At 49.0% G+C, this 13,050-nt stretch carries 14 protein-coding genes; 1 reads left to right on the top strand and 13 read right to left on the bottom strand.

Annotated features, from left to right (window positions below; all coding sequences use genetic code 11):
• Positions 1 to 37: 37 nt before the first annotated feature.
• The 12 genes from L1D31_RS04470 to L1D31_RS04415 form a co-directional block, all read right to left on the bottom strand.
• Positions 38 to 445, bottom strand: coding sequence for an ester cyclase (locus L1D31_RS04470; protein WP_008222387.1), 408 nt, complete (start codon positions 443 to 445; stop codon positions 38 to 40).
• A 188-nt stretch (positions 446 to 633) separates the two neighbouring features.
• Positions 634 to 2,322 carry a non-ribosomal peptide synthetase gene (locus L1D31_RS04465; RefSeq protein ID WP_239835871.1) on the bottom strand — a complete coding sequence of 563 codons (1,689 nt, stop codon included), beginning with the start codon at positions 2,320 to 2,322 and terminating at the stop codon, positions 634 to 636.
• Between the two features lie 180 nt (positions 2,323 to 2,502).
• Complete coding sequence (locus tag L1D31_RS04460; protein ID WP_239835870.1) at positions 2,503 to 4,071, bottom strand: AMP-binding protein; 1,569 nt, start codon at positions 4,069 to 4,071, stop codon at positions 2,503 to 2,505.
• On the bottom strand, positions 4,058 to 4,366 hold the full coding sequence (locus tag L1D31_RS04455; RefSeq protein ID WP_239835869.1) for a hypothetical protein: 309 nt from the start codon (positions 4,364 to 4,366) through the stop codon (positions 4,058 to 4,060). The genes L1D31_RS04460 and L1D31_RS04455 overlap by 14 nt, the downstream gene beginning before the upstream one ends.
• A gap of 65 nt (positions 4,367 to 4,431) precedes the next feature.
• Entirely contained in the window at positions 4,432 to 6,057 is a 1,626-nt protein-coding gene (locus L1D31_RS04450; protein WP_239835867.1) for a phenylalanine aminomutase (D-beta-phenylalanine forming), read from the bottom strand.
• Positions 6,058 to 6,284: 227 nt separating this feature from the next.
• A complete protein-coding gene (locus tag L1D31_RS04445) occupies positions 6,285 to 6,680 on the bottom strand; it encodes a hypothetical protein (protein WP_008222397.1) in 396 nt (131 codons plus the stop codon).
• Complete coding sequence (locus tag L1D31_RS04440) at positions 6,674 to 7,504, bottom strand: hypothetical protein (protein WP_239835866.1); 831 nt, start codon at positions 7,502 to 7,504, stop codon at positions 6,674 to 6,676. The genes L1D31_RS04445 and L1D31_RS04440 overlap by 7 nt, the downstream gene beginning before the upstream one ends.
• A gap of 1 nt (position 7,505) precedes the next feature.
• Positions 7,506 to 7,838 (bottom strand): hypothetical protein, encoded by a 333-nt coding sequence (locus tag L1D31_RS04435; protein ID WP_239835864.1) that lies wholly within the window; start codon positions 7,836 to 7,838, stop codon positions 7,506 to 7,508.
• 116 nt (positions 7,839 to 7,954) lie between these two features.
• Positions 7,955 to 10,159: a beta-ketoacyl synthase N-terminal-like domain-containing protein gene (locus L1D31_RS04430; RefSeq protein WP_239835863.1), complete on the bottom strand. Its 2,205-nt coding sequence runs from the start codon at positions 10,157 to 10,159 to the stop codon at positions 7,955 to 7,957.
• A gap of 20 nt (positions 10,160 to 10,179) precedes the next feature.
• Positions 10,180 to 10,929 (bottom strand): SDR family oxidoreductase, encoded by a 750-nt coding sequence (locus L1D31_RS04425; protein WP_239835861.1) that lies wholly within the window; start codon positions 10,927 to 10,929, stop codon positions 10,180 to 10,182.
• Complete coding sequence (locus tag L1D31_RS04420; protein ID WP_239835859.1) at positions 10,922 to 11,542, bottom strand: hypothetical protein; 621 nt, start codon at positions 11,540 to 11,542, stop codon at positions 10,922 to 10,924. Before L1D31_RS04420 ends, L1D31_RS04425 begins: the two co-directional genes overlap by 8 nt.
• A 150-nt stretch (positions 11,543 to 11,692) precedes the next feature.
• Complete coding sequence (locus L1D31_RS04415) at positions 11,693 to 11,980, bottom strand: hypothetical protein (protein ID WP_239835858.1); 288 nt, start codon at positions 11,978 to 11,980, stop codon at positions 11,693 to 11,695.
• A gap of 65 nt (positions 11,981 to 12,045) precedes the next feature.
• Here L1D31_RS04415 and L1D31_RS04410 point away from each other — a divergent pair, with 65 nt between their 5' ends.
• Positions 12,046 to 12,201, top strand: coding sequence for a hypothetical protein (locus tag L1D31_RS04410; RefSeq protein ID WP_239835857.1), 156 nt, complete (start codon positions 12,046 to 12,048; stop codon positions 12,199 to 12,201).
• Between the two features lie 51 nt (positions 12,202 to 12,252).
• On the opposite strand, the gene L1D31_RS04405 is transcribed toward L1D31_RS04410, so the two are convergent.
• The gene (locus L1D31_RS04405; RefSeq protein ID WP_021455623.1) at positions 12,253 to 12,660 is read right to left on the bottom strand and encodes a hypothetical protein; all 408 of its coding nucleotides are present in this window, start codon (positions 12,658 to 12,660) and stop codon (positions 12,253 to 12,255) included.
• Positions 12,661 to 13,050 lie beyond the last annotated feature (390 nt).

Genomic DNA, 13,050 nt, shown 5'->3' with positions numbered 1-13,050 from the left:
GCATAGAATCTTCATCCTATGCCTGGGTTATCGAGGGTTATGCAGATGGTTGTTTTAGCCAAATTTCGCTGTACATGTCGTCATCGACCATGAACCACAGCTCGGCTACCTTGCCATCCACAAATCGCTTCTCTACCATGATTTCGATGTCGCGAGGCTGCCCTTCACCTTTTAACGTGGCTTGGCGATTGAGGCGGGCGTAGGTGCGGTCACCGACGGCAAAAAGCGACTCAATCGACGTTGAGATCGACGCGTGTTTGTCCACAAACTCCGCCATGCCGCCTTTCATCTGCTCTACCTGCAGCGTTTTGCCTTTTAAATGGCACTGAGCATCTTGGTGGTAATAATCGTTAATCACCGGACAATTGCCGGTATCAAAAATGTCGGTGTACAAAGATTTAACGATTTCAAGGTTTTTTTGTTCGATTTCATTATATTCAGTCATGATATTGATCCATTTCTAGCGCACCTCAAAGAGGCGCTTTTGTTTGGGGTTAATAAAAAACGTATACAAGCATCGAACGTTGGATGAATCTTCCTCCAACGTTCAATATTTCTGAGCTCAACTTAAAACGTGATTGTTCGTATGAGGGGGGATAACTTCGACAGCGTTCACACCCTTCGAGGCAGGCATTAAGCCGACATTTTAGCGGTGACTAGTTGTTCGACACCTAGCAAGGTGCCAGCGGTATATAAGTCCAGAAGGTTGAGGTGAATTTCAAATTGTTCGTTCAGCTGATGGTTAAACGTCAGCATAGAGAGAGAATCAAACCCAAGATCGAACAAGCCAACCTCCAGTTTTTCAACAGGCTTGTTCAACACCTGCTCAGCGACGCACTTGACCGACTGTTCACCAGAGCGGCTGTGGCGTCTTTCTAACTGTTGTACCGTCTCGTTGATTAAGGTTTGGGTGTCTATTTTGTTGTTCTTCGTCAGCGGCCATCGTGTGTTTTCAATCACGAAATCGGGAACAGAAAAAGCACTCAATTGCTGACGCCATCGTGCAATGATGGTCTCGAGCGCCTCCGCGGGATCTTGCGTTTCGACCAAGGACACCAGATGGGTTTTCCAGACAAAGCATACGGCTTTGACAATGGACGGATCGCTTTCCAGTGTCTTTTCAACGTCATCGAGCTCCACTCGATGACCATTCAACTTTACTTGACGATCCTGCCGGCCTAGGAAATAGAAGTCGCCGCCCACGGTGCACTCAACGACGTCACCCGTATTATAATATTGGCGCCCATTGATCATCGTAAACGCCTTGGCGGTTTCGACTGGGTTGGCGTGGTAGCCGGCGCAGAGCCCCTCGCCTGTGACGTGCAGTCTTCCAATGCCCGCTTTTCGGTATTCGCCCGTGTGCTCGTCTTCAATCAAATGATCCACGCCTTCGACCTTTCGTCCAATAGGGACTCGTTGTTCACCGGTCAATTGATGAAGATTTAACGCGGCAACGGTGGTAAACACCGTATTTTCAGTCGGGCCATACCCGTTATAAAGTTGTGTACTGGCGGCGCACTCCAAAAACGACACTGCCGCGCGCAAGTCCACTTTATCCCCCCCGACAATCAGATGCCTCAAACGGGTAAGGGCACGACAATTACCGGGCAACATATGGCGTCGAAACAGCCCCGCTGTCATCCACATGCAGGTGATCGCGTCTTGTTCAATGGCGTCATGCAGGCGCGTCTCATCCAGCACCACCATCTTATCCAGTAGCACCAGTGTGCCCCCGCAGAGTAAAGGCGCAAAGATTTCGAAGGTCGACGCGTCAAAAGACAGCGACGAATACGACGCCACCACATCTTCATGGGTTAACGCAATGAACGAGGGACGGTAGAGCAAATTAAGCACGGAACTCGCTCTGACCTGCACACCTTTGGGCTCTCCCGTAGAACCGGAAGTGTACATGATGGACATCACTTCCTGATCGGCGTCACTCGTTCGTTCCAGCGTCTTTTCTGGGTGAGTAAGAACATGCCAGACACAGTGCCCCGTATCAAAACACACGTCGGTGAACACTCGAACGTGGGGAAACTTAGTGGCAATCTTCGCCACAAATGACCGCGGTCTGTCAGCATCCACCGGGATGAATGTCACACCACAATCGATGGCGGACAACATCAGTATGATGGCGTTCAATTTGTGTTGGGTATTAATAATGACTGGGGTAGGACTACGAGACATCGCTTGATTGCAAATCTCAATGCGTTGTTCTAGCTCCTTGTATGAGTATGCGATCCCATCCATCACGATCGCGCGTTGGTGTGCGTGACGTGCTCTTAGCGCACGAAGCACCCCTTTCAAGTCAGCGGCTTTCACCGATTCACCTTTCCTTATTGTTTGACCTCGCCCTGCGCAGGTGTCTTCGGCATCTTATCGGCTGAGGAGCAAGCCCCATCCGCGCGTCAGCGTTAGCCGATGTTCCCAAGCTTCACGCCACACATGACCGTCAACGAGGGCACGTTGAAAGCACAAGCACTGAGCAGAGCCTAGGCTGAATCATTTAATATGTAATGCAATGAATTTTTTATCGGTGAAACCACCGGTTGAGCGGGTCAGCTCCGAGTTCACCGACGCTTTGACTTGATTCCTATCGAGCTTAGAGTTTCTCAGCTTAGGCAAGGCATCAAACGTGGCGAAGACCTGAGGGATCATGTATTTAGGGAGTTGCTTACCCAATAACGTCATGCAATGCTCAGGGTTGAGACGGGACGTATGCTCGTACGACAACACCAAATAGTCTTTGTCGTTATCCGTGTGCTTATGCAGGAACAGATCACCAATATTCAGTGTTTTCCTGATGTTTTCCGCAACGTCCTGTAGGTGCACCCGAAACCCGTTCAGTTTCACCTCATCATCCGATCGCCCAAGGAAATAAAACACGCCGTCCTCGTCCACGGTGACGACATCGTGGGTACAATAGTATTGGTGGCCATCCACCTGAATGAAGGGGGAATCCACGGAGGATTGATTCACATACCCTTTCATGACTTGCTTGCCCGATATCAACAGCTTTCCTTCCCCAGATGTGGCGAAACCGGAACGGGTTTCAAGCAAGTATTGTGTGCCATCGAAGGGCTTACCAATACTGATACCCCCCGCTAAATCGTTCAAAGTGATCTCCGCAGCAAAGCAGCACATGGTTCCCTCGGTCGGACCATACGCATTCATAACTTTCAGATCAGGCAGGTTTTCTAACAACGTCCTGATCGATTGCCCGTGCGGTTTCTCGGCACCAAACAGGATCAAGTTCAATGAATGCAGAGCGTCCATTCCTGTCCCGTCGTTAAGCTGTGGCAGCAACAGTCTCAGGACGGAGGGCACGCAGCTTAATCGGGTGATCTGATACTTCTCAATGATGCTTGAGAAAATAGCCGGTATGAAAGGCGGCTTGTACACATAGACCGAGTGCCCATACAAAGGCGGCACGATACTGTCGAGTATGGTCATATCGAAATACAGCGGGCCAATAGACAAATACTTTTCAGACTGCTCGCTCACATAACGTGGATACAGTGCATCGAGGAACACGTTGAGGTTTTCGTGGGTGATCTGGACCCCTTTCGGCTTCCCGGTCGATCCAGACGTAAAAATGATGTAGGCCACGGTATCGGCATCCACCTGGGTGCCAAGGTCGACACCACGGTGCTCGTCGCCACTGACGATGTCAACATTTCCGTTTGACACAATGCACTCATGTGGGACGTGCAAGGCTTGTCTGAAGACGTTTTCTTCGCCGATGTAAGACTCGGTCGCCATGATCATGTCGGGTTGCACATCGGAGATGATCATCGCCAAACGATTCGCCGGCAACGTTTTGTCTAATGGGCAGAATGCCACCCCTTTCAAGAGGCACGCATAGAACAAGGCATATTCTGAAAAGGACTTATCCAAGAAAGAGACGACTTTTTTGCCTTGCGTGATGTCGGCAGATTCGAAGTAATGCACAATGGCCATGATCTCCAAATACAGCTCTGAAAACGGCATCTCTCTTTCGAAATCGTAGTAAGCGATATCGTGATTATGCTCAAATCGCTTTATCCTTGATATTACGTTATTTGTCGTCATGGTCGGCCTTTTCCCTGATAGCGGAATGCACCCAAGCCACCACTTTATCGAGCGTCTCTAGGTGCTGGTCGTCACCAATGTTATTGCCAAATGACAATTCGTATTCGGTGTTGATTTTATAAATAAACTGAAGAATATCCACCGAATCAAGGAGATCTTTCAATTTGACCTCACCGGCAATCTCAACGCTGTCACTATAATGGTTGATCACCCGAATTTCATTTTTAAGTAATTGTTCAATCTCAGATTTTTCCATGTTCGGACATCCAATATCGGTCATTTTATGAGCCAGCATCGTGGCTCGATTAAGTCAGCAATACGATGCGGGTGGAGGCAACGCCGCGACACACCCGCCGAAGATTAGAGTGCGTGATTGTTGGTGAGCACCGTCTGAGCAATCCCTTCGATGTAATCGGTAATCGTGTGGTCTTGTTCCAAATACGGCACAACCGTGCGTGTTCGTTCGTAGAGCGCACGCGTTCGCGTCGATAAGCCTGTGGTGCCTCGTATATCTGCTGCCTGACAGGCACACAATAGTTCGAATGACACCACATACTTAAGGTTTTTGAGCTGCTCTCTGACACGACGAGCAGCCACCAGCCCAAACGAAACAATGTCTTGAAAGTCGCCAGTGGTGCTCAGCGATTGTATGGACATCGGCATGCAGGACGCTCGAGATTCAGCGGTGATTGACGCGGTCATGAATTGGCCACCCATTAATCCCAAACGTAAGCCCGCATTTTCTGCGCACAGAAACGCAGGTAAGCCGTTACTGTTGGATTTGTCCATGAATCGGTCAACACGGCGGTTCGCGAGGTTCATCATGGTGACCAGTGCAATATTGAGGTGATCCATGGCCATGGACACGTATTGGCCATGAAAATGGCCATTGTGGAAGACATCTTCAGTGGCTTGATCGATCAACGGATTGTCGTTGGAGGAATTCAACTCATTGGTCAAGGTTTGCTGAATGTGCTTAAGGCTGTCTGCAACGGGTCCAAGGATTTGCGGGGTACAACGTATCGAATACGCGTCTTCAATCTGATGGTTACTGGCTTTGACGGTGCCTTCCATTTCCTCCGCAATCATTTTTTCCACTTCATGCTCGTTCACCGCCTGCGAAGAGTCCGCCAATGTTTCCCATACGGTAGTCGCGACCTCCAGTTGCCCAAGGTGGGGTTTCATTCGGTGTACCGCAGGTTCAAACGGTTTCGTTTTGCCGTGCAGCCCTTCAATCGATAACGCAGTGATGGTCAGATAGGTGTCGAATAAGCGCTTCACTTCGTCATACAGTAATGCCCCTAAGCCCACCATGGCTGATGTGCCATTGATCAGAGCCAATCCTTCTTTGAAACTGAGGCTCATCGGTGCGATCCCTGCTTTTTTGAGTGCCTCTGACCCACTCATCAGTTCACCGTGATATCGTGCTTTCCACTGCCCTGTACAAACCAGCGCAATCGCCGCCAGCGGGCCGAGATCGCCACTTGTCCCGAGCGAGCCTTTTTCAGGGACACAAGGGACGACCCCTCGATTGTAAATGTCGATTAATTTTTGGAAGTTCACGATCGAAATGGCCGAGTTGCCACGAGACAAGGACACGATTCTCGCTAGCATCGTGGCCCGAACAGTTGTTTCATCAAAATACTCGCCCACATTGGTCGCAACGGCATGGATCAAGTTGTTCTGCAGTTCGTTGGCTTTATCGATGGGCACAATATAGTTGACGAACCCGCCCATGCTCGTGTTGACGCCGTAAATCACTCGGTCGTCCGATACCATACCCTCGAGGATATTGCGTGACGCCGTCACTCTCTGGATGATGCCATCATCGACAGTCACAGGACAATGGTGTCTTGCCGCGTGCGCAATCGCATCCAACGTCACCTCTTGACCTAAGACCAGGTGAAAGCTCGTCATGTCAGCATGAGGCAGGTTCTCGTTAGAGTCCTGAACTGGCTTTTTACAATGTTCATTTACAATATTCATTTTTATCCATCAATTTATTTCAATCGGTCTTTTTGTTGCGCATTAAAATTGCCAAGTTCGCTGGAAAGCACGGCATTTCAATGTGGACGTATTCCCTAGTATTGCCCGGCCACCAATAACGCTTTAGGTCGTTTTGGTGGTTGGATTCTCTGGCAGGTACAACATGGCGGTTGACGCTTCAACGTCTATGAGCAGGATCGTGATTGTGGTGCCCCAGGCAGAGGCGTTTAATCGGCGCTCGACAGCATGAGGTTGCAGGCTAGAATTGAGCGGTTGCTGGAGGTAAAGGCTTCGCAGTGATAGACGTATTTCCGATCCACTCGACTGACCATTTTTGTCACCAAGCGATAGTGGGGCATCAAATCTCCAGCGTGCTGAACCTCGAGCGCATCCAACCCTACCAGATAACCATGATAAGAAGGGTCCAGCTGGTTTTTTATGTGGATACCGGCGGCTTGAGCCAAGGACTCAACGATCAGCGGCCACGCATTTTGGCAACACTGCGAGTAGGTCTGTTCATCCGAAAAATCGGCCGTGGCCGTCATTTCATCTTCCGACAAGGCCTCAACCGTCGCCACGAAGGAAAACGGCGCCTCATGGGCCCCAGTAATAAACTCTAACATGACGTGTAATCCCTTTGATAAGGATGGAAATTAATGAACCCATCAAACTCAAGAGGGATTCGGTTCATCGTTTTTCCACGTTCATCGATGCATTCAATGAGCTCGTCCACTAATTGGGGAGCCTGCACATACTGCTTAAAATCAAAGTAGTCCCAATAAAACAGTTCGACTTTCTGGAGAGCCAACACGTCTTGCAGGGTACGCCAGACAAATCGCTCTAGTCCGAGGACTTTTTTGTATGAGCGATGATGAATGGCCTCGAGTTCCAAATCGCCGCACCGATACTGTTTCCATAAGTCGGTAAAAAGATTCGCTTTGTGTCTTGGAATGTTATCGAAGTCGAAATTGACCCACGCTTGGGTGTGGTTGTGCTCAACCATTTCGTGCGTGACAGTCGGATCTAGGATCCGCCATTGGGCACTGGACGAGCACCAGTACTCAAGGACAATGTGTTCTACGTACGACTGCGGTTCAAAATACTCGCACAGACAGAACCGATAGCGTGCCGGGATCGATCGCTCTCGCAAGAGACCAAGGCACAGCAATGAGATGGTTTGGCAGTTGCCAATGATTTTCTTTTCAAACCGATTGGCTAGGTTGGGATTCAGCCCACGTCGTTGGGCTTCTTGCAGCACTTCCGTTACGGTTCGAAGCGCATAGTCTTGATGTCGAGACAGCGGGATCTTGTGGGCATTCAGACCGCTTTGGTGCTCTACGAGGTTGCGACACGATTGAGCAATACTGAGCAGAGTGTCGCCAGTGACATCAAGATGAAGCGCGCCGCCTAGGGTCGTGACATCGGATTGAATCGCGTAGTCGATCATATTATTGCTCTTTCCTGTAAGTGACTTTGAGGACTTTCCCTGCCTCACTGTTGACGGTGCACACCACTTTATCGGTGAGCTCACGGATGTTAACGATGACCGTTTCATTTGGTAAAACGGTCTTGTAAAACCGCGCGTTATCAATCCGAGTGATCACGGACGTCCCAAGTTTGACGACATTGTCGTAGATGGTGTCGAGCAGCAGAACACCTGGGACCACAGGGTGGGCGGGAAAATGCCCATCAAAAAAAGCACAGTCACGGTCAAATAGCATCGAGAATGATCCATTCGATAAGGGCTCAATAATGGCCCCATGCGTATTTTGGTGGCTCATGAGAAATTGTCTCCAAGACTTCATACTGTTTGATTCGGAAACCGGATAAGAATGCTGGCAGCACGCGTCATTGTCCCCAATGAACACCGAGCGCTGCCGATGTCGGTTGATCCCGGTTAGGCTGTCGGACCGTCTTGACTCGATACGATGCAGGCACCCACATTCGAAGACAGGTCAATGGCGATCACCAATGCGTTGCGATACTCGCCCGTCGAAATCCTCTCGGTCGCGTCCACAATGTGGGTCATGAAGTCGGCGGAGAGCCTCTTCTCCTTCTTCTGTTCCACCACAAGCTGAGGGTGATATCTAGCCACTACATGCTGCACTTCCTCAACGATGAGGGGATCCGCTAATGCACTGGACACCAAGCAATGATCGATGTCATTAAAGCTGATGCAAGCCTCTTCACAGGACTCGAGGATGAGGCGATCTAAAAGGGTATGAAACTTCTCGTCATGTCTGAGCACCAAACCGTTGTAGGAGGAATGTAACACGCTTCGAATCCATGCAATGGGTAGGTGTTCAGACCGAGCCAGTTGTGCCCTGCTCGAAAGAAGAAGCGCGGCACTGCCTTGTGCCATCGACGCGTCTGCCTGGGCAAACAACGGATGCGTCAACGTTTTTTGCGTCGGAGTGACTTCATCACTCGAGCAAGAAATCATAAAGTCTTGTGTTTCACTTCTCAGCAGATCAACGGTATATTCAAACGCCGCGGTGGGACTGCACAAGACCGTTGAGTGGCCGCTGATCTTGTGTGCGATGGACACCTGACCACAAGTGGCACTGACAATGTGCCCCGGAAAATGTCGTGCACTAGCATACTTAGGATCGCCCTCATAAATCGAGGAAAGGAAGCTCTCCAAGCATCGTTGGGGACGTTGCGAGTTCCCCGTCACCACCCCCGCTCGGGCATTACTGTGTAACAGGGGTTCAAATCCTTTCACGACATCGCCTACCGACTCAATGCAGTATTTGATTTCTGGCGAATCACGTTTGAATCGCTTATTTTGCAAATGGATCTGGCACGCGTCTTTCGTCACGCCTATTGACGCATCGATGACTGTTTTGGTTTCGCCATCGTTGGCGCTCGCTTTGACAATTGGGATTGGCGACTTCCCAAAGTTAGGGACGCACTGCGTTGGTTGCTTGGTGACCACAACGGAACTGTTGCTGCCGCCGAATCCAAAACTGTTTGCCAACACCGTTTGAATCGTCTCGCTTGGGTAGTCCTTGTAGTAGAGGTTGATCGGGCTACACCCCTCTCTGAGCTCCCTCATATTGTTGTTTTCCGGGGTGATGCCCGCATTTAAGAGGGATAAGACGCTGATCAGCTCAACGATCCCCGACGCCCCTAAGGTATGGCCATAAAAGGGTTTCATCACACTGACAGGTACATCAAGACCAAACAAGGCCTCATACGCTTTTGACTCAGGGATATCGTTTGCGCCCGTGCCGGTGGCGTGCGCTGAAATCAAATCCACGTCTTCTCGGCCTAACCCTGCCGCCGCCAATGCCGCATCTATGGCTTGAATCGCCCCCGCCCCATTCGGCTCTGGAGAGGTTTCATGATACGCATCACTGGAGGCACCGTATCCGCCGATGAACCACTGTTCACGACGGTGATCAGGTTTTTTGGTGAGGAGCAATATGCCTGCACCTTCGCCTAAGTTGATTCCCTTAGGCTCGGAGAACGGCGCACATCGACCTTCATTCAACGCACTTAAGCTGTTAAAGCCCGCGACAACAGGGAGATCGACACAGTCCGAACCGCCACAAATCACCACATCCGCTTTATCCGAGTGAAGCAGGTCCGTCGCAATCCCCACCGCTGTCAAGCTGGACGAGCAAGCGGACGAGACCACGATCTTCTTGCCTTGAATATTGTAGCGCGCGGCAATCGCGTTCCCGCAATGCGATAACATCGAAGACATCAGTTCGCTGTTTGTAACAGCGTCCTGTTCGTTATTCAGCACCTTATTAAACAGGGTTGAGTAGCTGTCGGTACCAGAATTATAACTGCCTAATACGACAGAGATCCGACGATTATCGTACGCTGAGAGGTCGATGCCCGAGTTTTTGATCGCTGCCTCGGTCGCTCGGAGCGCAAACAGGGACGCATTGTTTATCCAACCTTGCTTGTTAAAAGATTCCGTCTTCTGTTTGTCGAAAACGGACACGGTGGCATTCTTGATCCCTAGGGCATTGAACTCTTGGTTGTTGATTAACCGGTGATGATCGGTCGAAAACCGGGTTAATTCGTCTAATTCTTTGACAGGTGGGGTATACAACCCCATCCCAGCAATCACGATTGAGCCTTTCATTATCCTACCTCATTCACTCTCTAACAGAATTTCCCGCCATCAATGTGGATCACTTGGCCCGTCATGTATTGGCAGTGATCGTCGCACAACAGCTGTACGATGGCGCTCACGTCTTCCACGCGGCCCGTTCGCTTCATTGCAGACACCTTTAGCACATGAGAGTACGTACTTTTAGGAAGATCGTGGGTCATGTCCGTATCGATGTAACCAGGCGCAACGGCATTGACCACGATATCGTGGTGGGCCAGTGTTCTTGCGCAGACGCGAGTAAAGCCATTTACCCCGGCTTTGGTCACGCTGTACGCCACTTGACCTGCATTGCCGCACAACGACGTATTGGATGAGATGTTAACAATGCGTCCCAGCTCAGCGTTCTTGGTCGACTTTTTCAACGAGGGCACCGTTGCTAACGTCATGTTCATCGCGCCTTGAAGGTTGGTCGATAACACGGCTTCATTTTCCGTCTCGTCGCAATTGACGAACTGTTTACTCAAGGTGACCCCCGCATTGTTCACCAGAACATTAATGGTCCCGTACTCACGTTCCACCGCGTCAACCACCGACTGACACAAGGAAAAGTCTTGGACATTTAGCGGATGCACCGAGCAGGATATGTGGCGTTCGGTCAGCGTTTGCTTGACCTGTTCTGCGCTCTGAGCATCGCGCGTATACGTCAATGCGATATGGGTATTTTCAGAGGCGAATGCCATGCAGATTTCTCGTCCAATGCCTCGTCCCCCTCCTGTGACGAGCACTACTTTTTTAGACATAATCAACCACCCCATTTCCCAGTCGTATCGTCGCACCATTCAGTGGAAAGTTATTTTCGATCATCGAGAAAATAAAATTCGACACGTCCGAGTAACGATTTGATTTGTATTTTAGTGCGTAGTTCTTTAAGAGATCTTTGCTCTGTCTATTGAGGTTCAGTTCTTTTAATTCAGGTTGGATAATCAGAGAGTTGAAATACATATTGTAGCGGGAATATTCTTTTGCAAGGGATTTTGACATAGATATAATCGCTTCGTTGTAGGTGGGCGAACTATCATGCTCATCTAAATACCCAAACGAATCGTCTTTTAACAAGAAGAAAAACTTAGCGTTATCTAACTTCATGTTGGTCAACACGATTCGCTTTATTACTTTCATTAAATAATGAATGTCATCAACTAACTTGCTAGAAAATATATTGTCATCACCATGGATAACGTCGCCATTAAATATTGATCTCAAGCACGCTTCTTCATTATACCGTACATCAATAATGACATTGTCGTATGCCAAGCCATCGGTTTCTAACGTCTCGACCAATCCTGCTTTTACCTCATCGGTATTATTGAGTGAGAATAAGTCGACGTTGCCTTCAATGAGATTCCCCACCATACAATCAACCAGGGTTGATTGGTAATTGGTTATTATTAGTGTTTTCATGTTATCTAGTACTGTCTACGTGTTGAACAATCAGAGCCTAAGACGTTTAGGGCGTGGTATATCATTGTTAACTGACTGAAATCGTCATGAATACGATTGTTCTCAATGCGCTGCGCATTTATCCATCACCAATTCAGCGAGGGTTAACGGAGATTGGCAGTGTGTCTCCATGAGTTCCTTCGTGATTTCACCCAAATCAATGCTGTATTCTTTTTGGATGCTCACAAAAATATCCAGAACATCGACAGAGTCTAATGCCAGGCCTTCCTCTGCCAGCAAAAGGGTATCATCTTTAATGTCTCGCAATTGGTGTCCCCATTCGCTCAGCTCGAGATCTTCAAAGATAATTTTCTCTTTGATGTGCGCAACGATTTCATTTTTATTCATCATTTTCCTACTTGTCCTTATGTATTGGATAAGATCCAACTCTTATTTATGAATTGCGTGATTGGGTAATGCCACCTACCACCTGGCTGGGCTCGCCATCAGAGCGAGTGAAGACGACGGGTAACGCCATGCATTCTGATGCCTTTCAACGCAAAGGGATGAGTGACTTAAGACTTTTCACGGGTGGAAAGCTGACCATTGTTGGCGACGTCGTGCTCGTATGAAATGAACCGACCTTCGGTCAAGGAATGGCTAGCCTGAAGCAGACATTTGTTTTAAACACCAAAAGAGGCGAAGCGGACCGCTTCTTTTCGGCGGACAAACTGAGTCCAATTGTTTTCAGTCAATGACCGATTATTCTGTTTACGGCGTTCTTTTTTAAGCTTCTTGAACAAACTCCGATTGGCAACATCACGCAGATCCTTTCCTGCGTGGTTGATGATTGGTGAATACAATTTGCTGAACGATATTTTCTTTTCCGCGACAACCTTACTCTCAGGGATCTTCCAATTGTGGTAGGAAGAGCAATCGGAGCATTGGACCAAAGCCGCGTAAAGAAACTTGTTGCCTTCAGAGCCGAAATATTTAACGCGAAGAAGGCGAGAGGAGGGGGAAATTTTGCTCCCGAGTTGAACGGGAATATCAGAGGTAATGGATGTCAGATAGACGATTCGTAGAGCCATGCTGCAGCACTCCCTAGTGTGGATTTTGTATACGCACTTCAGGGCAATACGCATACAAAAGGGCACCTTACAGTGCCCGTGCCGCTTATTTGGTTTAAGGTCTCGAAACGGTCGCGACCAATAAATTCCGTTTTTTCCCGTCCCTTTCAGTAACGGTCTGCGCTTTCGGTAGCGCCGTATTTAGTTAGGGCATATTTCACATCCCCCCTGCGCCCCTCTCGGCGCTTTGGGATCACAACCCTTATCGAAAACTGAATTCCTGCGGATTGTCATTCATTATATTTAAGTAATTTTCGATAGGATTCCACACCGTGTGTTTTCGCAAATAGGAAACCATACCATGTGTAATGAATTGCACATAAATCTATTATACATGTACGTTTATGGCAA

This window comes from Vibrio sp. Isolate23 (assembly GCF_022398095.1).
In the GTDB taxonomy this organism is placed as follows: domain Bacteria; phylum Pseudomonadota; class Gammaproteobacteria; order Enterobacterales; family Vibrionaceae; genus Vibrio; species Vibrio coralliilyticus_A.
Note: the sequence above shows the minus strand (reverse complement) of the source record. Positions and strands in the feature narration are given on the sequence as shown.

Excerpts from the sequence above, each read along its gene's own strand:
- L1D31_RS04455 (WP_239835869.1), bottom strand. The coding sequence starts at position 4,366 with ATGCTGGCTCATAAAATGACCGATATTGGATGTCCGAACATGGAAAAA.
- L1D31_RS04430 (WP_239835863.1), bottom strand. The coding sequence starts at position 10,159 with ATGAAAGGCTCAATCGTGATTGCTGGGATGGGGTTGTATACCCCACCT.
- L1D31_RS04415 (WP_239835858.1), bottom strand. The coding sequence starts at position 11,980 with ATGATGAATAAAAATGAAATCGTTGCGCACATCAAAGAGAAAATTATC.
- L1D31_RS04445 (WP_008222397.1), bottom strand. The coding sequence starts at position 6,680 with ATGTTAGAGTTTATTACTGGGGCCCATGAGGCGCCGTTTTCCTTCGTG.
- L1D31_RS04460 (WP_239835870.1), bottom strand. The coding sequence starts at position 4,071 with ATGACGACAAATAACGTAATATCAAGGATAAAGCGATTTGAGCATAAT.
- L1D31_RS04420 (WP_239835859.1), bottom strand. The coding sequence starts at position 11,542 with ATGGTGGGGAATCTCATTGAAGGCAACGTCGACTTATTCTCACTCAAT.
- L1D31_RS04405 (WP_021455623.1), bottom strand. The coding sequence starts at position 12,660 with ATGGCTCTACGAATCGTCTATCTGACATCCATTACCTCTGATATTCCC.
- L1D31_RS04435 (WP_239835864.1), bottom strand. The coding sequence starts at position 7,838 with ATGAGCCACCAAAATACGCATGGGGCCATTATTGAGCCCTTATCGAAT.
- L1D31_RS04410 (WP_239835857.1), top strand. The coding sequence starts at position 12,046 with ATGCCACCTACCACCTGGCTGGGCTCGCCATCAGAGCGAGTGAAGACG.
- L1D31_RS04440 (WP_239835866.1), bottom strand. The coding sequence starts at position 7,504 with ATGATCGACTACGCGATTCAATCCGATGTCACGACCCTAGGCGGCGCG.
- L1D31_RS04470 (WP_008222387.1), bottom strand. The coding sequence starts at position 445 with ATGACTGAATATAATGAAATCGAACAAAAAAACCTTGAAATCGTTAAA.
- L1D31_RS04425 (WP_239835861.1), bottom strand. The coding sequence starts at position 10,929 with ATGTCTAAAAAAGTAGTGCTCGTCACAGGAGGGGGACGAGGCATTGGA.
- L1D31_RS04450 (WP_239835867.1), bottom strand. The coding sequence starts at position 6,057 with ATGAATATTGTAAATGAACATTGTAAAAAGCCAGTTCAGGACTCTAAC.